The sequence below is a fragment of the Bradyrhizobium sp. SSBR45G genome, assembly GCF_030159255.1.
Lineage (GTDB): Bacteria > Pseudomonadota > Alphaproteobacteria > Rhizobiales > Xanthobacteraceae > Bradyrhizobium.
The window spans coordinates 290053-314905 of the sequence record NZ_BSCT01000003.1; the positions used below are offsets into that span (position 1 = coordinate 290053).

The following is a 24853-nucleotide window of genomic DNA, read 5'->3' on the forward strand; positions in this document are numbered from 1 at the left end:
GCGATGGACGGTCCTAGTTCGGTTTGAGCGTGACGGCGGCGGTTGCGGCGAGCGTTGCGGTTGCGGCCGGCGGATTGATACGGGTCGCGGTGATCGAGAACGTGGTGGCCGCGCCGATCGGATCGGTGATGAACACCAGCGTGTCGCCATTGCCCTGCTGCGCCGCGCCGACCGGGGCGCCGGCCGCGACCAGCTGATAGCTCATCTCGGTCTGCGTCCTGTCGACGAGGATCTTGGTCCGGTTGCCGGCGGGCACCGCGGCATCGCCGGCACGGACGGGGCACGACGGATCGGGCCGCACGGCGACCGTGAAGCGCATCCTGCGCCGCACGGGAATCGGCGCCTTGCTCGTCGCTGACAGCACCAGCACGGTATCGTTGGCGATCGCGGCCGAGGCGAAGTCGAGCGCCTGACCGTTGCCGTCGCGCGCCGCGCCAATCGCAACGTCATTCGGCATGGCTTCCTGGAACAGCGCATAGCTGTCGGTGGCCGCGCTCGCCGGCACCGCGACATGGGCGATGCCGCCGCGATCGATCAATCCGGCCGTGAGCTGGGCGGCCGGCACGGCGGCGATGACCACCGGGTTCGGCAGATCGATGCCGACGCGGCTCTGCGCCACCATCGCGCCGACGGTCCAGGAGCTGCCGACGGCGGCGGCGCCGGTGTCGACGATGGGCGGCAGCGGCGGCTGGCCGTCACGTGCGACCGCGAAGTCGACCTCCAGCTCGAGCTGGCCGATGCCCTTGTTGGCGGCGGGATCGTCCGGACTGCGCTGATGCACATAGGCTGGAAGAATGCCGGGCACGGGAGGCGTCGGCCGCGGCGTGTAGTAGACGCCGGGCTGGCCCCCGGCGATGGTCATCGCGCCGTCGCTCGCCGCCCCCGCGAGCGTCACGGTGACGCCGAGCTCGGGCCGGGGGTTCGGGCGCACCAGCACCGCAAGTATCTGGCGCAGCCAGATCCAGGACGAGAATGATGCTGCGCCGTTCGTATGAGTCTTGTGGGCCGCGATCGCGATGACGCTGTCGGCGGTAGCAAGCGGCAACGTGAGCCGCAGGTCGGCATTGCCTCCGGCCTGCCAGTCGATGCCGAGCGTGAACCCCTGCGGCACGACGCTCGGATCCACTGTTGCCAGCGGCGGCAGGCGGATCATCGCGTCCGGCTGTCCCGGCACCGGCACGGCGAGCAGGCCGGGACCAGGAGCCGCGCCTTGCGCGAAGGCCGCGTCGGGCAGGCGCAGCATCACGGCGCGATACTCGACCCCGCTCTGGGCGGCGGCGAGCTTCACCTTCGGCACCGCCTGGAAGTCGACGACGGCGCCGGGCTCCGGCGTCAGCACGAGATCGGGATTGGCCCTGACGAAGACGGGCAGGCGGATCGCGAGAATCTTGGTCTGCGGCGGACGTGCCAGGGCGGCATCGAAGGTCTTGGTCGCGCGGATCCTGATCTCGGTGTCGGCCTGCAGCGGCTTGCTCGGGAGCTCGATCGGTCCGCCGGTGCCGCGGACGACCTGGTTTCCGACCGACACGATGTCGTCCTGGGCGGCCGCGGCGACGTCTTCGGGATTCGCCGGATCGCCGCCCGCAAAGCGGACCAGCCGATAGTCGACACCGTCCTGACTCGACGGCAGTCGCACCGTGACGGCCGTGTTGTAGTCCAGGACCCGCGGCGACGGCCCGTCCTGGGGCAACAGGATCGCCGCCAGCGACCCATCGAGGCCGACCTTGACGCCGGCCGTCTCCAGCAGGTCCGCCTCGCGTCCGCTCGGTGCGCGCGCATGGATCGTGAAGGTGACGTCGTCGCGGATCGGCGGTGTCGTCAGCGCCACCGTGGCGCCCGTGCCGAGGAGCGTGGCGCCGACGGCATCGCCGGCCTTGTTGCGCAATCCGTATTCGACGCCTTTCTCGCTGCTTTCGACCTTGATCGTGGCGATGTCGTTGAAGGCCACGGTCAGCCGCTCGTTCGGCACCGGTAGGTCGCGCACCGGATAGGTCTCGCCGAGCCGGAGCGCGTCGAGCATGCGATTGCGCGCCTCGCGCAGGCGCAGCACCGTGGTGGTGCTCGTGGTTGCGCCGCTCATGGCGATGGCGCCGGCGTGCCGGCCTTGCCGCCGAGCCGGTCGGCAAGCCGGTGCTGCTGCAACGCCAGCAGGAGATCGTCATAGGTCGCGGCGAAGGCGGCGAAGGGGGCGGGGTCGAGCCAGAGCAGGTAGGCGGTCAGATGGGCGGGCGTCTCCTCGCGCATGATGCGCTGGATCATGGTTTCGAGCTCCCTGAAGCGCGCCGGGAAGACGAAGGTGAGCTGGGCCGTCCACGGATCGTTGCGCGGGGCCGCGGCGAGCAGCGGCAAGGCGTTGACCTCGTCCTGCGGCAGCACGCGCAGCAGGATGTGCTCGACCAGCAGGAAGCGGTTGCCGGCCTCCGCCGGCCAGCCGAGCCTGAGGCGCACCCGGTCGATCAGGGCCGGCGATGATCCGGGCGCGAGCAGGTCGACGCCGGTGCCGCGCGCCGATCCGAGCTCGGGCATGCGGCGGAGGAATTCGCGCTTGGCCTGCAGCAGGCGGGCCGTCGCGCTGTCCGCATCGAGCGGCGCTGCCGTTCCCGGCAGTGACGGATCGTCGGTCACGGTCTCGGCGAACCGACCGAGCAGGTGGTTCAGCAGGCGGTTGCGCCGCTGCATGGCGCTCGGCGGCTGCGCGGGCTCGACCAGTTCGGCCAGATCGTCGAGGCCGAATCCGGCGTCGATGATCGGATCGCGATCGGGATCGTCGCCGACGAGCTGGGCGGCATAGCTGCGCGGCGATGTCTCGTCGATGCTCAGCAGCGAGGCGACATAGCCGAGCTGGGCGAACTCGTTCGCCAGCAGCTGATCCAGCACGGTCAGATAGCCGCGCAGCTGGTTGGCCTCGGCCTTGCGTGCCTCGTCGGCGGAGTCGGGCAGGGCGCCGGCGCCGACGCCATAGAGCCGCGGCAGGTCGGTCTCGAGCGGCAGATAGTGCGCCACGTCCCGTTTTTGCCCTGCGCTGGGGATCAGATCGCGATCGGCAGCGCCGAGCGACGGAAACAATTGCGCGGTGCGCGCGCGCGTGCCGAAGGCGCCGATCACGCGCCCGGTATCGACGATCACCGGCTGGCGGTCCTTGACGAGCTCGATCTGGCTTGCGGTCAGATCGAGCCGCGCGGCGCCGGTTTCGTCGAGCGTCAGCGACCACGGCTCGCCGGACGCGCTGCCGGCGCGCGCGAGCAGGATCCAGCGGACCGCGCGCACGCCGGGCACGCTCATGATCGCGCGGATCACGTCCGACGTATGCAGCGCGACGCGGCGCTCGGCGCCCGGCAAGGTCGTGGCATCGACGAAGCCGCGCAGCAGCGGCGGGCCTTCGAAGATCTCATCGCTGCGCGCGCCGCGTCCCAGCGCCTGGTCGAGCCGGAGGAAGCCGACCGACGGCGAGATCAGCGCGCTGACCCGCTCGAAGATGCCGAGCAGCACGTCGGCGCCGTTCTCGGTTTCCCCGATCTCGACGGAGGCGCGCACCGCGACGGGCATCGGATCGAGCATGACGATATCGTCGAAGTCCTCGCATAGCGGCCGGTTGGCATAGAGGCGCTGCGCGACGGCGAGCCGGACCACCGAGGCATCGATGTCCTGGAGATCGGATTTTTCCACCAGCACGCGCCACAGGCCGCGCGGCACCACGGCCTCGCTGTTCGCCGGTGGCGTCGGGTCGCGATCGATCGTGATCGTCTTGGCGGCAGGATCATATCTGAGCGGCGGCGAGGTCCCGTCCGCGCCGACGATCCAGGCATTCTTGACGCCGGGCACGTCGAGCACGACGCGCCTGAGATCATCCGGAGTGACCGCCCGGCAGGTCAGGGCCTGCGCCGGTGTGAACAGCCCGTTCGCCGTGTCGCTGCCCGCTTCGGCGAGCAGATCGGGGATCGGGTGGAAGGTGCGATAGCCGAGGTCGCTGAGGGCGTAGCACATCGCCTCCAGCAGCGTGATGCCGGGGTCATGGGCGTTGAAGTCGGTCCACTGGTCGCCGGCGATGCGTTCGAGCTCGGACAAGCCCTGCCGCAGCAGGGTCTTGAAATCGAGCAGCGGGTGCTCCGGCGGCCCGGTGGAGATCGGCATGGCGTCCATGTCAGCCCTCGCTGGTCTCGCCGAGCTCTTCCGACAGCACCTGGATGGCGCCGCTGATGCGCAGCAGCGTCTCGCGCAGGTCGCGCACGCGCGCCTCGGCCTGCATCAGCTGGGTCTGGCCGTTGGCGAATTCCTCGCGCAACTGCGTCAGCCGCTCCTTGAGGCGGTCTTCCATGCTCGATTGCTCCGTCTCGGGCTGGCCCTCAGCTGTCTGATTTGTCGTGCCGACGACGAACATGTTCACCTCCCATGGACCATGACGAGAATTTCGCCTTGGCCGCTGGCGAGCGACGTCAGCGCCTTGCCGATGATCGCACCGGCGCAGGTTGCGGGATCGTCGACCTTCTGCGCGTATCCGCGGGTCGCGCTCGTTGTCAGCAGGTCGCCGGCGACGATCGGTGCGATGTCGGCGTCCACCTTGCATGCGACGCGGCCGCACAGCGCGATCGGCACCTCCTCGGCCTCGATTCCCAGGATGAAGGCGGCGTCACCGGAGACGATGCCGACGGCGCGGCGATCGACGGCGCGGTCGCAGCGGCGAATCTTGCGATCGTGTTCGTCGAACACCGCGACGTCGCCGGGCACGAGCGGCTCGCCGGCCGGGAAACGCTCGGCGACGTCGAGGCCGGTGGCCTGGAAACCCTGCTTGATGAAGACCGTGCCGGAGGAGTCGAGCCACAGATTGGGCTCGCCGCGGATGCCGTCATTGCCGTAGCGGCCGTTGGGCGAGGGATGACCGATCTTGATGATGTGGGCGCCCTGCGTCTTGAAGGGCCGCAACGAGGTGGTCTCGCCGGGATCGATCACCAGACGGTCGTCATTGCCGATCCGCAGCCGCACCGAGGTCGGCGAGTTCAGGAACGTCATCCCGAGATCGCCGCCGGCCGCGCTCTGCAGCAGCGCGTAATTGCCGGCAGCTGCCTGATTGAGCGTCGTCACCCCGAAATGCATGTAGTTCCCGCCAGTCGGCCACGGACCGATGCCGAGCGATCCGAATTTCGCGACGCCCGCGACCTCGAGCAGGTTGGCGGGGGTCGCAGTGCCGATACCGACATTGCCGTTCGTCGTCACCACCATGCGATCGGCGTTCTTGATGCGCAGGCGAACGGCCACCGGCGAGTTCAGGTAGGTCGTGCCCAGGTCGGCGCCGGATGAGCTCTGCAGCAGCGCATAGTTCTGTCCCTGGGTCTGATCCAGCGACGTCACGCCGACGAACCCGTATTGCGAAGGGTTGGCCGGCCACGGGCCGATCACGAGCTGGGTGGCCTTGATGCGCCCGTTGACCTCGAGAGCTTCAGTTGGCGTGACGACGCCGATGCCGACCGAGCCCGTCGCTGCATTGATCGCAAGGCGGCTGACGCCGTTCGGGTCGTTGAAGGACAGGCCCGGCTTCCCGGTCTGCGGATCGGCGGGGTTCGAGCGTGGCCGCAGCGACAGCGTCCAGGCGGGGCTGGCGTCGGTGATCTGCATGTAGAAGTTCAACGCCTTCTCGAAGTCGCCGACCGCCTCGATCGAGAGTGGCTCGCCACTTCCTGGCTTGATGACACCATCATCACGCTGGTTGAGCACGCTGTCGATCAACTGGGAAAATTGCTGCTCGGTCGGTATCGCATTCTTGACGAAGTAGGATTTGAGCGCCGCCCGCGATTTCTTGTTGTCATCGATATTCATGGGAACCTCGCAATCGCCATCATCTGTGAACTTCTAACCAACGATGAAATCGAGCTCGACCTTCATGTAGTTGATCCCCTTGAACTGATCGGCCGGATAGATCTCGTCGGCGATCAGGTCGATCTCGTGCCGTCGCGCCGCCACCAGCACGGCGTCGGGCCGCTCGGAGCCGACGCTGTCGCCGTCGGGTCTCCCCGGCGCCGCCAGCGTGAAGGTCTCGCCGTCCTCGCTGGAGAACAGCTTGATCCCGGCGACGTAGTCGACATAGGCGCGCTGGTCGATGAAGTTGACGATGCTGCTGGCATAGATGCGGCGTCCGATCATGATGTCGGCGCCGTCGTCGAACGCCCAGGGCGAGAGGAAGCGGTTGAGGTCATCGCCCAGCCGCTGCTTCCACAGCGCCGGATTGCTCTGGTCGACGAAGCGCACGCCGACGCGGATGCGGACCTGGACGTATCTGGCGTTCTCGACGCTGAGCCGCGCGGACCCCGGCAGCAGCGGCGCCAGATAGTCGGCAATGTCCGCCAGCAGCGCCGAGGAGGCCTTGGGCTCGAACGGATCGAACAGGCTCTTGCCGCGAATGTTCGGAATGACGACCAGCCGCACGAGGCCGAGCGCGTCGCGCTCGTCGATCGCGGCCTCGTTCGAGGTCGCCGGCAGGCACTTGACCTTGTAGATCTCGGGAAAGCGGCGCAGCACCAGCCGCTCATAGTCCCAGGCCGTGACCGCACGCTGCTTGTGCCGCAGCCGCTCGCTCGACGACGCATAGAAGGCGGCAGGATCCTCGGCGGGCCGTCCGCCGAACGAGGCGTAGGGCTGGCGGACCGCGGCGACGCCGGGCAGCGGTGCGAACAGCGCCTTGATGGCCTTGGGCGGCAAAGGGGTGAGGTCGACGGCGGCCGTGTCGGCCAGCTCGCGGGTGGCGAGCGCCGCCTGGGGATGAATCGCGATCGTGTCACACACGGCGCGGGCCCCGACAGGCACGCTGGCGCGCAGCCAATAGGGGCCGAGGGGAAGCCGTGCGTCCGGACTGGCCTGTGGAAGCGCGAAGGTGATGATGCCGGAATTGATCAGCCCGCGCGTGCCGTCCTGCAGCACGGCCTCGCCGGGCAGCTCGGCCCAGCCGTTCTGATCGAGCACGCTCCAGCGGATCTGGGGATGATCGACGTCGGCATCGGCGCTGCCCTCGGCCATCTGGAACAGCAGCGACAGCGTCTCCGGCGGCCGCAGGCCGTCGAGGCCGATCAGCAGTTCGCCTTCATTGCCGTAGTCGGGCAGCAGCGGAACGCCGGAGGCCGCGGCGCTGGCCTCTGCGGTCCCGAACGGATGCAGGTGAAGCACCATGTCGGACGACGGGCCCTGCTGATAGGCCTCAATGCGGATCTCGTGTCCGGCGAGGAGGTCGAGCGTCAGCGACTTCAGCTTGGGTGTGTAGGGCAGGCCGACGGCGTAGCTGGCCGCATTGATCGTGCCGCCGTTCTTGGCGAACACCGCGGCGTCGACCGCCAGCGCGATGGCCTTGGTGGCGGCCAGCGCGGGATAGTCGCGGTGGCCGAATCCCACCGACAGCTCCAGCCGCAGCGCGTGCGGCAGGTTGCGGGCCGAGGCCGCCGCAGCCGGGGGGACGGCATAGGGCAGCACGGTATCGCTGATGTTATCGATCTTCAGCGTCTGCGGCTTGCTGGCATCCTGCGTCCGTCCGCTTCGGTCGGCTGGATCGCTGATGAACAGAGCGCTGGCGTCGCCCTGCGGCGTGATCGACGGCCCGGAGATCAGGCTGACCTTGGTCGTGAACGGATCCAGCTGATAGGCTTTGTAGGTCTCCTTGAGATTTGCGGGGCCGCCCATCCAGTCGAGCCGCAGCCTGGCCGCCCGCAGCCGTTTGTTCAGGAGATCGGGATGCCCGACCCAGAGCATGGCCCCGGCCTCGGGCTGCGGGCCGAACGGCTCGAACGGTCGCTTGCCGTCGAGCGGGCCCAGATCGTTCTCCAGCACCAGCGGCCCGAGCGGCTCGCCGCTCGGTGCCGGCAGGACGTAGGACCCGATGGCCGCACGCATATGGATGCGCGCCAACCGCAGCGAGCGCAGCCGCGCGTAGCGGATCACCCAGCGCTTGAGTGTGCCGTCCCAGATCTGGCGCAGCGTCAACCGGACCACCGGCCACGGGCATGAGGCGAGCGCCTGCGCCGCCGGCAGCGGCGCGATCGCCGGCATCGTGGCGGGCAAGGTCAGGCGAACGCGCAGCCCGATCAGCTTGGTCGTGCCGGGGATCGGCGCGATGTCGTCGAGCTTGCTGTAGTCGATGCCGGCATCGCCGGTGACCTCGATCTTGTCGGCGCCGAGCGTGACGAAGCCGTCGGCCGTGCTGACCTGAACCGAGAACGGTTGCTCCGGCGCGACCACGATCGCGCCGCCGCCGTCATCGTAGAAGCCGAACACCAGGGTGATCTGCCGCGTCCCCGCGCTGAGCGCGAATAGCGGCGAGCCGATCGCGACACCGATGGTTTCGGGCGGCGCTTGGTCGGGTGATTGCGCGGGCGGGGCTGCGCCGAACGTCTTCCAGCGCGTGTCGAGCTCCGCGCTGGGATGGACGATGGAGGCGTCGGCATAGGCGTACAGATTGAGCCAGTCCTGGCGCTGCGGCTGCGGATCCGGCAGCTGCGTGCGCTTGCGCGACGCGCGTTCGAGGATGTCGTAGACCTGGACCCATTGATTGGGGCTCGCGGTCTTCGGCGCGTCGGCGACGGCTTTGAGGACCTGCATGTCTGCGGCCGAAACCCAATCCTTCAGGTCCTCGAGCAACTGGATCGCCGTGGCGCTGCTCGATCTCCCGGCGGCGTCGATCAGGATCTGTCGGAGCCCGGTCTCAGGATCGACCGCGGCCTCGCGCATCTTGCGCAGGGCCTCGCGCCGCGCTGCAAAGACCTTTTTGCGCAATGCATCTTCGAGCGTGTCGTAGGTCAGCCGCCAGGTGTTTTCAGTGACGCCGGCTTCGGGCTGCTCGGCGGTCGCCATCATGCTGCCGAAGGCTTCGGCCGACATGTAAAAGCTGGCTTCGAGGTTGCGCACCGCCGCGGCATAGGTGTCGATCGAATTCGTGCCTGTTGGCGTGTAGTCGATCAGCCCGATCGCCTCCTTCATGTTGGCGGCGAAATCGGTGGGGTCGGTCACCGGCAGGCTGTAGTCGGTCTTGTTGCGCTTGGTCTGGCCGGCATGTTCGAGCAGCCCGTTGATGACACGCCAGTCGGCATCGGAGGCGCGCTTGAGGTCCATCATCGCCACGAAGGTCTCGACGGACATGTGCAGCTTCTGCTGGATCGCATCCCGCACGTCCTGGCGATAACGCTGCACATAGAGGTCGTCGATGGTGGCAATCTCCGGGAGGCCGGCAAAGCTCGGCGCGCCGTTCAGCGCGGCGGCGAGGTTGGTCTTGAAGTCGCGCGGATTGGCCGGGTTGAGCACGAAGTTCGGATCGTGGCGGGCGTCACGGCCCGCCGCCTGCAGGATGGCGTTGATCTTGGCCCAGTCGGCCGCGGCGTTGTCGCGCCTCTGCTTGCGGTCGATCAGCTCGCGCAGCTCGTAGTGCTGCAGATGCAGCGTTGCCGGCGCGAAGGCGACCAGCGCGGCGAGCGACTGCAGCAGCGGGTAGGTGACCGGCTTGCCGGCATAGGGCGGCAGCGGGCCGCCGGGCGCGGGCTCGCCCAGCGCCAGCCGGAGCATCGCAAGGAAGCGGTCCTCCTTGGTGCCGAGCGCGCCCTTGCGCGGATCGCGCGCCTCGGCGAGCCCGATCAGGAGCTTGTCGGTGAAGACGGTCGCAAGCGCGCCGATCCGGGCGCGATTGACGACGAGGTCGCTCTCGGTGCGGAAGAAGCGCTCGCGCTTGCTGGCGTCCCGCCCTGCGGGCAGCCGGGTGCCCGCGGGAATCTGCACCGCCGGTGCGCCATTGGCGAGATCGAACAGCACGAAGACGCGGTCGGCGACCGGCGGCCTCGGCGCGAGCCGCAGCACCTCGCGATAGTAGTAGTCGAGATGACGCGGCACCACGCCGTTCAGCGCGTCCCGGGCGGTGCCGAGCAGCTTGAACAGGACCAGCAGCAGCACCAGATGCGGCCGACGCAGCCGCTCGTCGGCGGCCGCGGCCGGATTATCGATGAAGGCGAGGATCTGATCGTCGGTGAGATCGCCGAGCAGGCCCGACCAGTCGCCGGCCGGCTCGTTGTCGGCATCATAGTAGATCAGGTTCTCGAGATAGCTGCGCAGGAACGCCAGCAGGTCACGGGTCGTCCGCTCGTCGATGCCGATACCGTCGGGAGAGCGGTCCGAGATGACGCGGGCCGCCTGCAGCCGCGCGTGCTGGCTGGTGCCGTCACGCCGCGGCGGGGGGATCTCGGCGGGAGGCTGCTGCGCCATCGCTCACCCCGCCTTGACGGTTGCGTCGGTGGCGATGAAGTTGCCGCTGCCGCTATAGGTCGGGGTCGGATCGGGAATCGGCGAGCCGGGTCCTGGCGGCGGCTGCATCGCCGGCACCGAGACGGTGAAGCGCGCGGTGAACGAGCCGCCCTTGAGCAGCAGCTTCTTGCTGCCGGTCTGCGAGGTCTTGGCCTGCTGATCGCCCGCGAGCGAGGCGATCGAGAGCGTCCCGGTGCCGGGGATCGAATACGGGCCGGCCGTGTACATGCAGCCTGCGACCGAGACGCTGCCCTCGTCGCCGGCGACGCAGGCGGGCTTGCCGGTGACCCGCACCTTGCCGCTTGCCGTGATCGGGCCCGGGCGCACGACCACCGTCGCCGCGCCGAAGCCCGGCTGGAAGCTCGCCATGTCGCCATCGATCACGATCACGTCGCTCACGGCAAAGCTCTCACGGCCTCGTTGAGGTAATAGGGATAGACCATGTTGAACCTCGAATTGTTGGCGCGGACCGTGAAGCGGATCGCGATCAGAACGAGGCCCGGGGTCTGGCCGTCGCCGGTGACGTCGACGCCGTCGAGGCGAATGCGGGTCTCGTGATAGAGGATCGCGTCCGACACCGCCTCGCGGATCGAGGTCAGCAGCGTCTGGTCGATCTCCTCGAACATGTAGCGCGACACGTCGCAGCCGAAATCCGGCCGCATCGCGCGCTCGCCCAGGGCAGTCCCGAACAGGATGGTCAGGCTCTGGACGATGTCGTCCTCGCCCGCGACCATGGCGACGTCGGAGCCGTTGGGCCCGAACTGCGGCGGAAACGCCCAGCCGCGCCCGAGATAGCCGGCGGAGGCCGTCATGTTCCGCCCGCCCGCTGCACCATGAAATCACGCATGCTCTTCCTCCGCGCCCGCTTTTGGTTCACATCAGTTCAGGTCGATCGTGCTGCCCTTGATCTTGATGGCTCCCTTGGCCTGGATGACGAGGTCCTTGCCGGACTCGATGGTGATGCCGTCGGCATCCAGCGTCAGCTTGTTGTTGTTCTTGTCCGACAGCGTGATGCTGCCGCCGTCATCGTCGAGAATGATGGTCCGTCCGCCCGGCGTGCTGATCGTGATCGACGGCTTGTCGGCCTCCGACAGCACGATGCGCGTATTCTGCTTGCCGATCAGACCTTTCTGCTTGGCATCGGTGAACGTCTCCGGCAGCTTGTTCTTGCCGCCCCAGAGGCGGCCGAGCACGATCGGATGTCGCGGATCGCCGCCGAGGAAGCCGACCAGGACCTCGTCGCCCGGCTCGGGCCGGAAACAGAAGCCGCGCTTGTCGCCGGCATCGGGACTGGCGATGCGCGCCCAGAGCGGCTTCGGCGGATCGGTGAGAACCGAGGACACGTTGACCTGGATGCGGCTCTCGCCGTCCGGGTCCCGCTCGGAGGAGTCGGCGATGGTGCCGAGATGCAGCCCCGAGATCGGCGGCAGCAGGCCGCCGGCCGCCATGTTGACGAGCTCGGGCAGGCGGCCGGCAGGATCGGCGGACAGGCCGAATTGCAGGTCGGTCGAGAAGCCGCGCGCGTCGAGCCGGTGCCGCACGCCGGTCACCAGCACCTTGCCGTTGAGCAGATCGCCGAGGCCATCCAGCCCGGCGATGTCCATCGGCTTGGCGTTCGGAAGGCCGGCCACCGACATGCGGCCGCGGATCAGCGCCAGCCTGGCGCGGGCGGCGCGCGCATTCGACCACGCTTTGACTTCGTCGGGCTGCAGCGGGACCATATGGGTGAGACGGACGGGCGCCATGCCGAGTTCATCGCCGACCGACGCCGTCCCGATCTCGCCCTGGGGCAGGCTCAGCAGCTCGGCCGTCGCAGGCTCCGCCGGCGCCAGCTCCTTCGGGTCCCACACCACGCCCTCGATGCTCGGCGCCTGGCTCGCGGCGTCGAGCTCGAAATGCAGGTCGGTGACCGGATCGAGCCCGAGCGAAAAGCTGTAGGCGGCGTCGCCGTCGACGGCGAGCTTCTTCAGCGATACCGCGCCGTCGAAGGCGACGACGGCGAGACCTTGCGCATCGGCACGGGTCAGGATGAAGTCCCAGTCCGTGCAGTCATGCTGCACCAGCGTCTTGTGCGTTGGCGCCGTATCGGGTGCGTCGTCGACCGACAGCTCGGCCTCGCCCAGGATGGCCCGAATCGCGTCGCTGTCGGCGGTGTCGGTCCAGATCCGGCTGCGGCGCGCCCCGGTCAGCTTCACGGTCTTGTCCTTGACCACCACATCGAGCGTCGGCAGGCCGTCGCGCGTCTGGACGAAGAGGGCGGTCACGACCCCCTTGAAGACGCTGACATCATCCTCGCCGGCGCGGCGCAGCTTGATCTCCACCTCCGCGGCCGGCTTGAACGGGCCGCCGGCCAGCAGCGGAGTCTCGTCCGCGACCGTGCCCTTGGCGTGGATGGAGATGATCGCGGTGGGAATGCGGTTCACCGCATGCGTCACGTCGATCGACAGCGGCGCGAGGTTCGGCGGCAGCGCGCTGCCGGCGACCAGGATGGTGGGAATGGTGAAGCCGTCCGCCAATTCCAGGCCCTCAGCGTGACAGCGGCGGGAAGATCAGCGTGCGGCCGGGCTCCAGCCCGCGCAGATGGTTCAGGCCGTTGGCGCGCGCGACGCGCGGCGCATGGATCGTGCTGCCATAGACGGAATGGACCAGCAGCGGCAGCGTGTCGCCGCCGCGCACCAGCCTGGCGTGCGAGACGTCCGGCGAGGTGAAGGCGAGCTGCGACTGCTGCTTGGCGACATCGTCGTCCGCCGTCAGGCTCAGCACCAGCTCGGCGCGCAGCGGCGAGCCGTCGCGCTCGAAGCTCGTGTAGTTGATGGTGACGGTGGTGAGGCGGCAGTTGAAGCTGAACTTGCCCCATTTCAGGTTCAGATAGCTCGGCTCGTGCGTGTCGCTCTGCGGCTGGTAGGCGATGGCGAGGAAGCCGTCGATGCGGTCCTTGACCGTCTTGGTGTCGGAGAACAGGTTGACGAGGCCCATCTCCTCGACGCCGGTGCCGTCGAGCAGCAAGGTCAGCTCGATCGCGCTCGGCTGCGTGCGGATGAAGGTCGCGACCTGCTCGGCGCCGCCGGCGGCCTTGCCTGGCTCGAACAGGTTGCTGTGGGTCTGGCTCAAGGTCTGCGGGTTGAACATCGCCACGAAGGGCGAGCCGTCGATCTCCTTGCTCTTCTGCCGCTTGGCATCGGTGAAGGCGGAGATCTGCAGCTTCTCGAGCTTGAACAGGTCGGGAAAGCCCATCGTCAGCGCTCCTTCTCGCGGCGCAGGATGCGCAGGGTCTCGTCGACGCAGGCCTGCACCAGCGCGTCGTGGTCGAGCGGCGGAGCGTTCGCGGCAGGGCTGCGGGCGTCGACCTTGTTCGGGTCGACCACGGCACGAATGATCAGCTCGCGGATTTCGACAGGCATGGTCACAGCCTCATGATCTGCATGCGGGTGTAGGCGAGCTCCATCGTGTCGATCACGACGCCGTTCTGCCCGGCGTCGAGATCCGAGGTCGCCCAGCGCACCGGATAGGTGTTGAGGAACATCCAGCCCGCGGTCGGCGCGCCGCTGTCGTCGAACAGCGTCACCAGCACGTTGGAGGCGGAGAATTTGAACAGCGACAGCGAGATGTTGAACTCGATGTCGAGCGGCGAGATCAGCGGCGCGCTGCGCTCCAGCACGAGGTTCTGGTAGCCGATCGTCTCGGGAAAGCGGTGGGTGTAGAGGTTCTGCCCGCCTTCGGCATGCGTCTTCAGCGCGACGGTGGCGCCGAGGCCCGACACCTTCTGGAAACGGATGTCGATCGGATTCGGCACGAGTCCGCCGACGAAGAAGAACACGCCGAAGCGGAAGCTTAAGGGGAGGTCCTTGACCGGCATGTCACAGATACTCGACGGAGATTCCGCTCGTGAGCAGGTCGACCGTCTCGATGGCGACCTGCGTGGTGTTGACGTCGAAGCCGGGCGCAGACAGCTTGACCGGGATCGCCTCCTTGACGTGCCAGACCACGACAGGCGCTCCGGCCTCGTCGCACAGGCTGATGGCGAGCGTCCGCGCCGACGGTGGATCGGCGCTCAGCCATTGCGACAGGAAGCTGCCGCCGCGCATCACGCCCTTCTTCAGCGTCACCGTGCCATGCCCGCGCTTGGGAAAGCGCGTCACGTCCTCGCCCTCCCAGCGGCTGAAGCCGTGCCGGTAGGTCACGGTCTCGTACTCGCTGGCGAGCCCGGAGACCTCGACGAAGCTCGCCGAGTCCGAATCCACCGTGACCTGGAAATTATATCCAGGCAACGGGTAGAGCCGCTTCTGCGTCGCCTTGTCGTCGGGCATCGGCGCGATTACCCTTCGGTCATGGTGATGGCGTCGGCGCGCAGCTCCAGCGACTCGACGGCGACCTCGTTCGACTTGGCGTCGAACGCCGGACCATCGAGCTTGGTCGGAAAGGCGTTGATGACCGTCCAGCTGATCACCGGCTTGCCCTGCTCGTCGCACAGCCTGATCACGACGTCCTTCTTCTCGACCTGGTTCAGCGCGACGGTCTTGATCCAGCTGTACAGCGCCGACACGCTGGCGCTGCGCGCCACGCCCTTCTTCAACGTGATGTTGACCGGCTGCGGCTGCGACGGCATGTGGACGATGCGGGGACCGGCGCTGCCGCCGCCGGTCGGGCTCTCCTTGAAGGTCGTGACTTCGTAATGGATCGACAGTCCCGACACTTCCGAGAACGCCACAGCGTTGGGGCCGATCTCGACGCGGAAGTTGTAGACCGGCAACGGGTAGGTGGCCTTGATTTCGCTGGCGCTGACAGCCATCTCTGCGCTCCTTTATGTCCTGGTGTCGATCAGGCTTGTTGCAGCTTGTGCATGAAGCGCAGCACGATGAACTCGGCCGGCCTGACGGCCGCGACACCGATCTCGACGATCAGCCGGCCTTCGAGCACGTCCTGCGGCGTCATGGTCTTGCCGAGGCCGACATTGACGTAATAGGCGGCCTCCGGCGTCGAGCCGGCCAGCGCGCCGCGCTCCCACAGCGAATACAGGTAGCTCTCGATCATGCCCCTGACCTTCAGCCAGGTGGTGGCGTCGTTCGGCTCGAACACGGCAAAGCCGGAGGCCTTGCGGGTGTTCTCCTCGATGGCGATGAACAGGCGGCGGACCGGCACGTAGCGCCATTCATTGTCGTTGCCGGCGAGCGTGCGCGCGCCCCAGACGATCGTGCCCTTGCCGGTGAAGTCGCGGATCGCATTGATCGACTTGCCGGCGGTGGGGTCGACGTTGAGGGATTCCTGATCGGCATCCGTCATCTTCTTGTCGACGCTGATCATGGCCATGACGCCGACATTGGCCGGTGCCTTCCAGACGCCACGGTCACGATCGACGCGGGCATAGATGCCGGCGATCGCAGCGCTCGGCGGCAAGGTCACGCGCTGGCGGCTGAGCGCATCCTTGATCTGGTTGTAGCGCGCGGTGTCGCTGAGCTTGATGTCCTTGAGGACGGGCGGCGGCGGCGCGCCGCCGCCGACCTTGACGAGGTCGGCGCCGTCACCGGCGGGTGTGGGCTGCAGCGCGGCCGAGCCGTTGCCCTGCAGGCGGATATCGAAGCCGCTCGCCTGCAGGCTGGCCTTCACGGCCGTCCAGCGATCGACCACCACCTTGGCGGTCTTGCCGCCGGCGATGTTGGTGATGATCAGGGTCGGCTTGCCATTGGCGACGGAGATGTCGATCGCTTGCGCGTTGTCGCCACCGACGAGCTGGACCTTCGGCGTACTGGCCGGATCGGGACTCTGGAACGAGATCACCATGCCATTGGGATCATTGGCCGGAAATTGCACCTCCTTGATTGTCGGCGGCACCGGCCCGTCGGTGATGTTGACCTGGATCTTGCTCTCGTCGGGGAAGAAGTTCAGCGACGTCCTGAGATAGGGATGATAGGCGGCGCCGTAGGACAGATAGTCGACGCCGATCTGATTGCGGAAGGCGGTGACATCGCCCTTCGGCACGTCCAGGATGGTGAAGCGATCCTTCAGCCGCGCGCACTGGCTCAGCGCCGCCTGGGCGAGCTCGAAATAGTCGCCCGCGCCCAGCAGCACCGCGTCCGTCAGCACGATCAATGTCGGCTCGTCCTCCAGCGCCAGGAGGTTGATCGCCTTGAGGAAGTCGGCCTTGGCCAGCGGAGCGGTATAGTCGCCCAGCGAGAAGATGTAGCAGGGACCGCCGCCATTGGCGAAGTAGTGGCTGACGGCATAATAGAGAAGGCGGTCCGGGCTCGGCCCTGTCGCCGCCGCGGGATCGGTCAGAGTGATCGTCGGCAGCCCGGTGGCCGGATCGGTCGACGAGGAGGCGACGAAGGCGGTCGACTTCGCGCCTCCGAACGTGGCGCTGTACTCCAGCAGCGAGCTGATCCGCGCCATGGCCGGACCCTTCTCGGTGTAGCCCAGAAAGGCCGGGATCGCGGTCGAGACCTCGGCGACGGAGGGCGGCAATCGGGAAATCTCTTCGACGTAAACGCCCGGGGTCTTGTAGATCGGCATGACAATGCACCTTCGGAACGTGGTGAGGAGAGGTGGAGGCAATCAGTTCGTCAGCAGCGATAGGACTTGGTAGCGGACCATCTGGCGCGATGACGGCGCGCCGGTTTGCAGCAGCACGAGGCGATCGGGTGGCGGATTGGGCAGGCGCGACAGCAGCGGCGCGTTGTCGAGCCGCAGCTCGAGCGCGCCCAGCGGCGTGTCGCGGGTCGGGATGGCCGCGTCGGAGACCAGGCGTACGACGCGCCGGCCGCGAGCGCGTCCGAGCAGGTCGGCGCCGACCGGGTCGGCACCCACCGTCGCCGTCGTCAATTCGGCCCGGCCGGCATCGGATACGGTGATCGCGCGCGGCCCGTTGCCGGCCGTTGCATCGACAACGGTAAGCGTCGAGAGGTCGCCGGAAAAATCCGTCACGACATAATAGGCCCAGCGTGCATCGGCCGAGCTCAGCGGAACGACGAAACCCCGCGGCGCCGGCATCGGCTTCAGCGCCTGTGCATCCAACGTCAATGCGATCTCCGCGAGAGCGCCGCGTGGCGTCGCGGCGCGGACGGGGTAGGACACCTGGAAAACGGTGCCACGCGCCAGCGCGGATGTATCGATCGTGATGCGCTTGGAGCCGGGCCTCACGCTCGTGACGGCGCCAGCGCCGGCAACCGTCACATCCGCCGGCACTGTGCCGTTGAGCGGCGTGCCGGAGAGCACGAAGGTCTCCGCTGCTGCCGGTGCCGAGACCACGAGGCTCTCGCGCGCTGTTGCCCTGCGGGTGGTCAGGCGGAGCGGCAACGGATCGGCGAGCTGGACCCCCTCATTGGTGAACAGGGGCGCCGGCTGCTGGGCGATGTCGCTGAGCCGGGTGATCGCGGCATAGCTGGATCCGCGAGGCTGAAGCGCAAACTGCAGGGACAGCGGCGCCGCCGCCGCGGCGACGACATCACCTTTGGCATCGAGCTCGGCGTAGATGCGGATGCGATCGGCGAAGCTCTTGCAGGTCAGCCGAAGCCGCGCCATCGCGGATTCCGTTGCCGCTGCCGGCACGATCGCGAAGTCGCCGCAGCGCTGGTCGGCGTAGTAGTCGTGCGTCACGCGGACGTCAAACAGCGGGGCCGATGGCATGCTCCAGCCTCCGTTCGGGCGGACCGGACACCGGCCGCGTCATCTCTTCCCGGCGGTCCTCGAACACGAGCATGCGGACGCGATAGAGCAGGGACGGCTGGAACGCCGCGCGCAACGCATTCCACAGATCGTTCTGCTCGTTGAGCGGCAACGTCACCAGTTCGAGCGCCAGTTGCGGGATGCCGGCCGGCATGTTCGGCATGGTCTGGCGATCCAGAACCGGATGCGATTGGAAAAAGCTGATGATCTGCGACAGCCGCGACAGCGCCTGCTCATATTGCTTGAAGCGCGCCACGAACAGCACGCGCATGTTGAGGCGGACGTCGGGCTGGATTCGATAGGCGGTGCCGTCGGAACCGAGTCGCTGGTAGGGATTGGCGGCGCGCAGGATCGGCTCCTGCTCGACATTGATCAGCATGGTGGTGACGGCGCCGATGCGGAATGAGATCGGATCGGTCTTGTCGCCGTCGAGAAAGACCACGGCATCTTCGGCGGGCGCCGCGTGACCAGGCACGGCTGGCCCGATCAGTTGCGCGTTGAGCAGATCGCGAAGGAAAATCATCGCTTGATCAATCACGTCCCGCTCCGCAACTCACAGCTGGCAACGACGTAGCGAAGAGCACCGCGACCATGCGATCGCGATATGATGTTTACGGCCGTTCGATCGTCGGCTCGATCTGGCGTAGAGGTTCGCGCAATGTGGTCGTTAAGCGTGTGTGCGCGGACCGGTTGAAATGGTTCAAGTCGTCAATGAGTTTGTATCGAAAAAAATAGAAAGCACCGCAATACTCAACCAGGATAACTTCTGTCGTTATGCGCGTCAAGTTGAGCGGACACCACCTGAGGATGATCGCCGCGAATGGTCGAGTCTTGCAGGCGCGGCGGATGGCGCTTCGACATGATGGCGTTTCGACACAGCGGCGCTTCGACATCGCGTGGTGACGCGAGCGAAGGGCAGCGCGGCGGTGTCATGAGACCTGCATCGCAGGTGCGCGCGGCGTGAAGACGTCGATGCGGATCGCGGATCGGGCGCCCTGCGCGATCACGGAGCCTTGTTGAGCTCGCCGTCCTGCAACAGACCGGGAAGCGCGAGGCGTGCGCCGTCGAGGAACAGCAGGATCGCATCGCGCACGGTCTGGTCGAGATCGGATGGAACCGGCGTCTCGTAGATGAACTTGCGGATCGCAAGATAGAAGATGCGCCCGTGCAGCCCCCAGAACATCTCGGTCTCGCGGCTCCCCAGCGGGCAGGTGTCGACATCTGGCAGCTTCAGCTCGTGACGCAACTCGATGGCGGCGGGCTCGATGATCTCGCGCCTGACGAGATCGAGATAACGTCCGGCAATGCCGAATGACTTCAGTCCGGAGAAGACGAAGATCCGCACCCAATTGTATTCGAACACGCGGGCCACGTAATCGAGATAGAAGCTCGTGAGCCGCATCTGCAGGGGCTGGCTGCGATCGCGGATCAGGGGATTCCAGTCCTGCGACCAGCGGCTCAGATAGACCTCCTGATAGACCCGCTCGATGAGCGCTTCCTTGCTCGGGAAGTGCCGGTAGATCACCGAATGCGCGACGCCCATGCGCTTGGCGAGCTCCCGGGTCTGGCCTTCGAAGCCGCGCTCGGCAAAGAATCGGATCGCTTCGTCGACGATCAGTCGCTCGCGGTCGGCCGCGCGCATGTTGCGGCGACCCGTCTGCGAGGGACGGCCAGCCTGCCGCGTGCGCCCGACGCGGGCCGCCGCCTTGTTTGCGCTCGTTGTCCTCGGTGGTCTGGCCATGTCCTGAATCGATTGTGCACGGAGCTGGCTTGATAGCCGAAAGCAGATTTGTGACCAATCGTTCGTTTCCGGTTGACCGCGAAGGTATGGTTGTGCAACTGTTTTGAGACCAGATGGTCACAAATTTGGGGCTTCGGGCGCGAGAGCCCTGGCAGCGAGGAAATGGATGAAGGCGAGGGCTTTCAGCTATCGTCGGGCATACACGGTCGACGAAGCGCTCGACGCTCACGCGAGCAACGGCGACGATGCGCGCTTCATCGCCGGCGGACAGAGTCTCGTTCCAGCTCTCGCCCTGCGTCTCCAGGCGCCGCGAATCCTGATCGACATCAACCACATCGAAGAGCTGCGCGGCGTGACACGCGAAGGCGAATGGCTGCGCATTGGCGCCTTGACGCGTCATTGCGAAATGCTGACGGAGCCGCTGATCGCCGAGTTTGCGCCGCTGCTGCGCGCCGCTGCTCCGTTCGTGGCGCATCCCGCCATTCGCAATCGTGGCACGCTGGGCGGCAGCGTCGCGCTGGCCGACCCGGCGTCCGAGTTTCCTGCCATGATGCTGGCGCTCGATGCCGAAATCGAAATCGCGGGCGCTTCGGGTCGGCGCCGCGTCAGGGCCGATGAGTTCTTCATTGATCTGTTCGAAACGGCAGCGGCACCGGGCGAGCTCGTGACCGCGATTTTTGTCCCGCGGTTCCGCTGCAACCAGCGCATCTGCTTCGATGAGCTGGCACGCCGTCGCGGCGACTACGCGCTGGTGGGGTGCGGCATGCAGGCGACCTGCAAGGATGGCCTGATCGAGGGCATCCGCATTGCCTTCTTTTCGGTCGGCAACGTACCGACCCGCGCCAGGTCGGCCGAGGCTGCCGTGAGCGGTGGCCGTATCGACGCCGAGCGGATCGCTGCGGCGCAGGCCGCGCTCGACAGCGATCTCGCACCGCCGGAGAGCGACGAGGTGCCGCCGGCCATGCGCCTGCACCTGGCGCGGGTGCTGCTCGGCCGGTTGCTCGGAAGACTTGGCGAGGTGGCATGAGCAGCGATATCGACGAGGCTGAGGAGGCGGTGCGGGTCCGTTTCATCGTCAACGGCCGCAAGGTCGCGTGCGAGGTCGCGCCACGTGACACGCTGGTCGATTGCCTGCGCAATTCGCTCGAGCTGACCGGGACGCATGCCGGCTGCGAGATGGGGGCCTGTGGCGCCTGCCTGGTGCGGCTCGACGGCCGCGCCGTGCATGCCTGCCTGATGTTCGCCGTGCAGGCCGATGGCGCCCGGATCGATACCATCGAGGGGCTGTCCGAAAGTGGCGATATCGCCGATCTTCAGGCCGAGTTTCATCGACGCAATGCGCTGCAATGCGGGTTCTGCACGCCCGGCATGCTGATCAATGCCCACGAATTGCTGTCCCGGCTCGCGGAGCCGAGCCGCGCCGCGATCCGCGATGCGCTCTCCGGAAATTTCTGCCGCTGCACCGGCTACGAGGCGATCGTCGATGCGATCGCCGCGGTGGCCGACGCTCGCGCCGCAAAGGCGTCGCAGAAGGGCTCGCCGGAATGACGCCGCTCACCTCGCTGGACCGTCCGAACTCCTATATCGGCCGCTCCGTGCCGCGCCCGAATGCGAAGCGCCTGCTGGCCGGGCGTGGCCGCTATGTCACGGACATTCGCCTGCCGCGCATGCTGCATGCGGCATTCCTGCGCAGCCCTTATGCACACGCACGGATCGCGCGCGTCGATGTCGATGCGGCCCGCGCGCTCGCGGGCGTTCATCTGGTCGCCACCGGCGCTGATCTCGCAAAAATCTGCACGCCCTGGACCGGCACCCTCGATCATTTCAAAGGCATGACCTCGGAGCCGCAGCTGCCGCTGCCGCTCGACCGTGTGGTCTGGGCGGGGCAGGCGGTCTTAGCCGTTGTCGCCGAGAGCAGGGCGATTGCCGAGGATGCGCTGGAGCTGATCTCGGTCGACTACGAGGAGCTGCCGGCCATCGTCGATCTCGACGCGGCGCGTGAGCCTGGAACGCCGCGGGTGAATCCTGCTGGAAGCTCCAACATCTGCTTCCGTGCCCAGCTCGACAGTGGCGGGGTCGATGAGGCGTTTGCGTCGGCGGCGCATATCATTGAGGAGGAGTTCAGCTTCGGCCGTCATACGCCGGTCACACTGGAGCCGCGGGCGATCGTCGCGGATTACGATCCCGACGGCGGCATGCTGACCGTGCATCATGCGACCCAGACACCGTATCAGTTCCAGGATCTCTATTCCCGTCACTACCGTATCCCGGAAGCACGCGTGCGCGTGATCGCGCCGGATATTGGCGGCTCTTTCGGCCTGAAGCTGCATGTCTATCACGAGGACATGGCGGTGGTCGGCCTCTCGATCCTGCTCGGCCGCCCCGTGAAGTTCGTCGCCGACCGCCTCGAATCGTTCGTCTCGGACATTCACGCGCGCGATCATCACGTCCGGGCGCGCATGGCGATCGATGCCGATGGCAGGATCCTCGCGATGGACGTGCACGACGCCACGGCCATCGGCGCCTTCTCGACCTATCCGCGCACCAGCGTTGTCGAAGGCAACCAGGTCATCCGCCTGATCGGTGCGCCCTATGATTTCAAGTCCTATCGTGCGGCGCTGGAGGTCGTGTTCCAGAACAAGGTGCAGACCAGCCAGTATCGCGCGGTCGGACATCCCATCGCCTGCGCGGTGACCGAGCGCATGGTCGATCTCGCCGCGGCCAGAATAGGTCTCGATCCGTTCGCGATCCGAGCCAAAAACGTCATCCCCGACGACGCCTATCCGACGGCGTCGCCGACCGGCTACAGGTTCGAGTCCCTGTCGCACCAGGTCTGCCTGCAGCGCCTGCGCGAGATCATGGATTATGACGCGTTGCGCGCCGAGCAGAGCGAGCTGCGCCAGCGCGGTATTCATCGCGGCATCGGCATCGCCACCTTCGTCGAGATCACCAATCCAAGCCCGGCCTTCTATGGCGTCGGCGGCGCCCGCATCTCGTCCCAGGACGGTGCGACCATCAGCCTCACGCCTTCGGGCGAGGTGCGCTGCGCGATCTCCGTGACCGAGCAGGGGCAGGGGACCGAGGCGATCATCAGCCAGATCGTCGCCGACCAGCTCGGCCTCGCCCAGGAGCACGTCAAGGTCATCACCGGCGACACCGAGGTGACGCCGCATGGCGGGGCAACCTGGGCCTGCCGCGGTGCCGGCATCGGCGGCGAGACCGCGCTGCAGGCGGCGCGAAAGCTCAAGGCGAACATCCTGGAGATCGCGGCGCTGGTGCTGCAGGAGCAGCCGGCGGCGCTCAACATCATCGACGGCGAGGTCGTCAACGCCGCGACGCGGCAGCCGCGCCTGGCCATCGCCGAGATCGCACGGATCGCCTATTTCCGCTCCGACACGCTGCCGCCGGGCACGCAGGCGCAACTCACGGTAAGTCATCATTTCGCGCCACAAGGCTATCCTTTCGCCTTTACCAATGGGATACAGGGCTGCTACGTCGAGGTCGACGCCGACACCGGATTTATCAAGTTGCTGAAGCATTTCGTCGTCGAGGATTGCGGCCGCATCATCAATCCGATGCTCGTCGACGAGCAGGTGCGCGGCGGCGTCGTGCAGGGGCTCGGGGCTGCGCTGTTCGAGGAATGCCGTTACGGCGAGACCGGCCAGCTGCTCAACGGATCGCTCGCCGACTATCTCGTGCCGATGGCGATGGAGATGCCCGACATCGTGATCGCGCATGTCGAGACGCCGACGGCCGACACCGCGCTCGGCGCCAAGGGCTGCGGCGAGGCCGGCACCGCTGCGGCATCCGCCTGCGTCCTCAATGCGGTCAATGATGCACTCGCGCCATTTTGTGCATCCATCAATGCGGTTCCGATCACGCCCGCGCGGGTGCTCGAGGCGCTCGGGCGATTCTAGAACACATCATCAGGGGAGAACATCATGGCTAGGCGCGACACGAAGCTGCGACGAACGGGAGTGTCCCGGCGCACGGCGCTCATGGGAATGTCGGCTGGTCTCGCCAGCCTCGCGATGCCGCGCCTGGGACGTGCGGCGGACGACACCATCCGCATCGGTTTCCCGACGCCGCTGACCGGTCCCTTCGCGGCCGAGGCGCGCGATCAGGTCAAATGCGCGGAGCTGGCCGTCAAGCTGGTCAACGACAAGGGCGGCATCGGCGGCCGCAAGGTCGAGCTCCTGGTGCGCGACGACAAGCTCAATGCCGGCGAGGCGGCGACGCGGACGCTGGAGCTGATCGAGAAGGACAAGGTGCACGCCATCGTCGGCGCGCTGTCCAGCGCCGTCCAGCTCGCCGTCAACGAGGTGACCCGCGCGAGAGGTGTGATCTACGTCTCGATCAGCCAGTCCGACACCATCAACGAGGTCAAGGATTTCAGCAAATACACCTTCCACGAGGCGCTGAATCCGCACATGACCACGGCTGCGGTCGCGCGTCAGACCCTGAAGAAGGGCATGAAGGTGGCGCACCTCGTGGCGGACTATGCCTATGGCCACGAGATGCTGCGCGGCTTCAAGCGCGCCCAGGCCACGATCGGCGCCGAGAGCGTCGGCGAGATCCTGCATCCGTTCGGTGCGCCCGACTATTCGACCTTCATGCCGCGTCTGATGTCGCTGCGCCCCGACGTGCTGTGCATCAGCAATTTCGGCCGCGACCAGGCCAATGCGATCAAGCAGGCGGTCGACTTCGGCATCAAGCAGCAGATGAAGATCGTGGTGCCGGTGATCCTGCACAACCAGCGCCTCGCCGTCGGTCCCGACGTGTTCGAGGGCGTGGTCGGCGGTGCGAACTATTACTGGGGCCTCGAGACCCAGAACAAGACCGCAGCCGAGTTCAACGCTGCGTTCCGGGCCGCCAATGGCGGCGCGATCCCGACCGACTACGGCGCCTACGGCTATTCCGGCGTCGGGTCGCTGCTGCAGGCGATGCAAGCGGCTGGCGGGACCGACACCGACAAGGTCATCGCCGCCCTCGAGGCGCTGAAATACGATTTGACCAAGGGGCCGCAGCAATATCGCAAATGCGACCATCAATCGGTCCAGTCGGTGCTGGTGCTGGAGTCCAAGAAGAAATCGGCGATGGCCAACGACAACGATCTGTTCACGATCGTGGCCAGCGATGCCGGCACCGAGGACCTGCTGCGCAGCTGCAGCGAGCTCGGCCACGCGACCTGAT

22 protein-coding genes are annotated in these 24853 nt (G+C 67.1%); 5 read left to right on the top strand and 17 right to left on the bottom strand.

Annotation, left to right across the window (positions count from 1 at the left end):
• Positions 1-13: 13 nt before the first annotated feature.
• The 16 genes from QQL87_RS06020 to QQL87_RS06095 form a co-directional block, all read right to left on the bottom strand.
• On the bottom strand, positions 14-2080 hold the full coding sequence (locus tag QQL87_RS06020; protein ID WP_284416597.1) for a hypothetical protein: 2067 nt from the start codon (positions 2078-2080) through the stop codon (positions 14-16).
• On the bottom strand, positions 2077-4140 hold the full coding sequence (locus tag QQL87_RS06025) for a baseplate wedge protein (RefSeq protein WP_284416596.1): 2064 nt from the start codon (positions 4138-4140) through the stop codon (positions 2077-2079). Before QQL87_RS06025 ends, QQL87_RS06020 begins: the two co-directional genes overlap by 4 nt.
• 1 nt (position 4141) lies before the next feature.
• Complete coding sequence (locus tag QQL87_RS06030; RefSeq protein ID WP_284416595.1) at positions 4142-4315, bottom strand: hypothetical protein; 174 nt, start codon at positions 4313-4315, stop codon at positions 4142-4144.
• Between the two features lie 65 nt (positions 4316-4380).
• Positions 4381-5811: a hypothetical protein gene (locus tag QQL87_RS06035; protein ID WP_284416593.1), complete on the bottom strand. Its 1431-nt coding sequence runs from the start codon at positions 5809-5811 to the stop codon at positions 4381-4383.
• A 33-nt stretch (positions 5812-5844) separates the two neighbouring features.
• Positions 5845-10221, bottom strand: a complete 4377-nt coding sequence (locus QQL87_RS06040) for a baseplate J/gp47 family protein (protein WP_284416592.1) — start codon at positions 10219-10221, stop codon at positions 5845-5847.
• 3 nt (positions 10222-10224) lie between these two features.
• Positions 10225-10659, bottom strand: coding sequence for a contractile injection system spike tip protein (locus tag QQL87_RS06045; protein WP_284416591.1), 435 nt, complete (start codon positions 10657-10659; stop codon positions 10225-10227).
• Positions 10656-11072: a GPW/gp25 family protein gene (locus tag QQL87_RS06050; protein ID WP_284416590.1), complete on the bottom strand. Its 417-nt coding sequence runs from the start codon at positions 11070-11072 to the stop codon at positions 10656-10658. The genes QQL87_RS06045 and QQL87_RS06050 overlap by 4 nt, the downstream gene beginning before the upstream one ends.
• A gap of 66 nt (positions 11073-11138) precedes the next feature.
• Positions 11139-12776: a phage baseplate assembly protein V gene (locus tag QQL87_RS06055; protein ID WP_284424102.1), complete on the bottom strand. Its 1638-nt coding sequence runs from the start codon at positions 12774-12776 to the stop codon at positions 11139-11141.
• Between the two features lie 10 nt (positions 12777-12786).
• Positions 12787-13494 carry a CIS tube protein gene (locus tag QQL87_RS06060; protein ID WP_284416587.1) on the bottom strand — a complete coding sequence of 236 codons (708 nt, stop codon included), beginning with the start codon at positions 13492-13494 and terminating at the stop codon, positions 12787-12789.
• Between the two features lie 2 nt (positions 13495-13496).
• Entirely contained in the window at positions 13497-13661 is a 165-nt protein-coding gene (locus QQL87_RS06065) for a DUF5908 family protein (protein WP_284416585.1), read from the bottom strand.
• Positions 13662-13663: 2 nt separating this feature from the next.
• Positions 13664-14116, bottom strand: coding sequence for a phage tail protein (locus QQL87_RS06070; RefSeq protein ID WP_284416584.1), 453 nt, complete (start codon positions 14114-14116; stop codon positions 13664-13666).
• A 1-nt stretch (position 14117) separates the two neighbouring features.
• The gene (locus QQL87_RS06075) at positions 14118-14567 is read right to left on the bottom strand and encodes a phage tail protein (protein ID WP_284416583.1); all 450 of its coding nucleotides are present in this window, start codon (positions 14565-14567) and stop codon (positions 14118-14120) included.
• Between the two features lie 8 nt (positions 14568-14575).
• The gene (locus QQL87_RS06080) at positions 14576-15049 is read right to left on the bottom strand and encodes a phage tail protein (RefSeq protein WP_284416582.1); all 474 of its coding nucleotides are present in this window, start codon (positions 15047-15049) and stop codon (positions 14576-14578) included.
• A gap of 29 nt (positions 15050-15078) precedes the next feature.
• Positions 15079-16767: a phage tail sheath family protein gene (locus tag QQL87_RS06085; RefSeq protein ID WP_284416581.1), complete on the bottom strand. Its 1689-nt coding sequence runs from the start codon at positions 16765-16767 to the stop codon at positions 15079-15081.
• Between the two features lie 42 nt (positions 16768-16809).
• A complete protein-coding gene (locus QQL87_RS06090) occupies positions 16810-17880 on the bottom strand; it encodes a hypothetical protein (RefSeq protein ID WP_284416580.1) in 1071 nt (356 codons plus the stop codon).
• Positions 17858-18442 carry a Pvc16 family protein gene (locus QQL87_RS06095; protein ID WP_284416579.1) on the bottom strand — a complete coding sequence of 195 codons (585 nt, stop codon included), beginning with the start codon at positions 18440-18442 and terminating at the stop codon, positions 17858-17860. The genes QQL87_RS06090 and QQL87_RS06095 overlap by 23 nt, the downstream gene beginning before the upstream one ends.
• A 172-nt stretch (positions 18443-18614) precedes the next feature.
• Here QQL87_RS06095 and QQL87_RS06100 point away from each other — a divergent pair, with 172 nt between their 5' ends.
• Entirely contained in the window at positions 18615-18782 is a 168-nt protein-coding gene (locus tag QQL87_RS06100) for a hypothetical protein (protein WP_284416578.1), read from the top strand.
• A gap of 140 nt (positions 18783-18922) precedes the next feature.
• On the opposite strand, the gene QQL87_RS06105 is transcribed toward QQL87_RS06100, so the two are convergent.
• Complete coding sequence (locus tag QQL87_RS06105) at positions 18923-19561, bottom strand: TetR/AcrR family transcriptional regulator (RefSeq protein WP_284416576.1); 639 nt, start codon at positions 19559-19561, stop codon at positions 18923-18925.
• A gap of 265 nt (positions 19562-19826) precedes the next feature.
• Here QQL87_RS06105 and QQL87_RS06110 point away from each other — a divergent pair, with 265 nt between their 5' ends.
• Genes QQL87_RS06110 through QQL87_RS06125 form a run of 4 tightly spaced genes read left to right on the top strand, consistent with a single transcriptional unit; the run spans position 19827 to position 24852 of the window.
• A complete protein-coding gene (locus QQL87_RS06110; protein ID WP_284416574.1) occupies positions 19827-20687 on the top strand; it encodes an FAD binding domain-containing protein in 861 nt (286 codons plus the stop codon).
• Complete coding sequence (locus QQL87_RS06115) at positions 20684-21208, top strand: (2Fe-2S)-binding protein (RefSeq protein WP_284416572.1); 525 nt, start codon at positions 20684-20686, stop codon at positions 21206-21208. The genes QQL87_RS06110 and QQL87_RS06115 overlap by 4 nt, the downstream gene beginning before the upstream one ends.
• Positions 21205-23577 carry a xanthine dehydrogenase family protein molybdopterin-binding subunit gene (locus QQL87_RS06120; RefSeq protein ID WP_284416570.1) on the top strand — a complete coding sequence of 791 codons (2373 nt, stop codon included), beginning with the start codon at positions 21205-21207 and terminating at the stop codon, positions 23575-23577. Before QQL87_RS06115 ends, QQL87_RS06120 begins: the two co-directional genes overlap by 4 nt.
• Positions 23578-23601: 24 nt before the next feature.
• On the top strand, positions 23602-24852 hold the full coding sequence (locus QQL87_RS06125; RefSeq protein ID WP_284416568.1) for an ABC transporter substrate-binding protein: 1251 nt from the start codon (positions 23602-23604) through the stop codon (positions 24850-24852).
• The last annotated feature ends 1 nt before the right edge of the window (position 24853 follow it).

Coding starts and splice junctions, on each gene's coding strand:
- QQL87_RS06090 (WP_284416580.1), bottom strand. CDS start 17,880: ATGCCATCGGCCCCGCTGTTTGACGTCCGCGTGACGCACGACTACTAC.
- QQL87_RS06040 (WP_284416592.1), bottom strand. CDS start 10,221: ATGGCGCAGCAGCCTCCCGCCGAGATCCCCCCGCCGCGGCGTGACGGC.
- QQL87_RS06075 (WP_284416583.1), bottom strand. CDS start 14,567: ATGCCCGACGACAAGGCGACGCAGAAGCGGCTCTACCCGTTGCCTGGA.
- QQL87_RS06120 (WP_284416570.1), top strand. CDS start 21,205: ATGACGCCGCTCACCTCGCTGGACCGTCCGAACTCCTATATCGGCCGC.
- QQL87_RS06080 (WP_284416582.1), bottom strand. CDS start 15,049: ATGGCTGTCAGCGCCAGCGAAATCAAGGCCACCTACCCGTTGCCGGTC.
- QQL87_RS06110 (WP_284416574.1), top strand. CDS start 19,827: ATGAAGGCGAGGGCTTTCAGCTATCGTCGGGCATACACGGTCGACGAA.
- QQL87_RS06095 (WP_284416579.1), bottom strand. CDS start 18,442: ATGATTTTCCTTCGCGATCTGCTCAACGCGCAACTGATCGGGCCAGCC.
- QQL87_RS06050 (WP_284416590.1), bottom strand. CDS start 11,072: ATGACGGCCTCCGCCGGCTATCTCGGGCGCGGCTGGGCGTTTCCGCCG.
- QQL87_RS06100 (WP_284416578.1), top strand. CDS start 18,615: ATGGTTCAAGTCGTCAATGAGTTTGTATCGAAAAAAATAGAAAGCACC.
- QQL87_RS06025 (WP_284416596.1), bottom strand. CDS start 4,140: ATGGACGCCATGCCGATCTCCACCGGGCCGCCGGAGCACCCGCTGCTC.
- QQL87_RS06070 (WP_284416584.1), bottom strand. CDS start 14,116: ATGCCGGTCAAGGACCTCCCCTTAAGCTTCCGCTTCGGCGTGTTCTTC.
- QQL87_RS06035 (WP_284416593.1), bottom strand. CDS start 5,811: ATGAATATCGATGACAACAAGAAATCGCGGGCGGCGCTCAAATCCTAC.
- QQL87_RS06030 (WP_284416595.1), bottom strand. CDS start 4,315: ATGGAAGACCGCCTCAAGGAGCGGCTGACGCAGTTGCGCGAGGAATTC.
- QQL87_RS06125 (WP_284416568.1), top strand. CDS start 23,602: ATGGCTAGGCGCGACACGAAGCTGCGACGAACGGGAGTGTCCCGGCGC.
- QQL87_RS06105 (WP_284416576.1), bottom strand. CDS start 19,561: ATGCGCGCGGCCGACCGCGAGCGACTGATCGTCGACGAAGCGATCCGA.
- QQL87_RS06115 (WP_284416572.1), top strand. CDS start 20,684: ATGAGCAGCGATATCGACGAGGCTGAGGAGGCGGTGCGGGTCCGTTTC.
- QQL87_RS06060 (WP_284416587.1), bottom strand. CDS start 13,494: ATGGGCTTTCCCGACCTGTTCAAGCTCGAGAAGCTGCAGATCTCCGCC.
- QQL87_RS06020 (WP_284416597.1), bottom strand. CDS start 2,080: ATGAGCGGCGCAACCACGAGCACCACCACGGTGCTGCGCCTGCGCGAG.
- QQL87_RS06085 (WP_284416581.1), bottom strand. CDS start 16,767: ATGCCGATCTACAAGACCCCGGGCGTTTACGTCGAAGAGATTTCCCGA.
- QQL87_RS06065 (WP_284416585.1), bottom strand. CDS start 13,661: ATGCCTGTCGAAATCCGCGAGCTGATCATTCGTGCCGTGGTCGACCCG.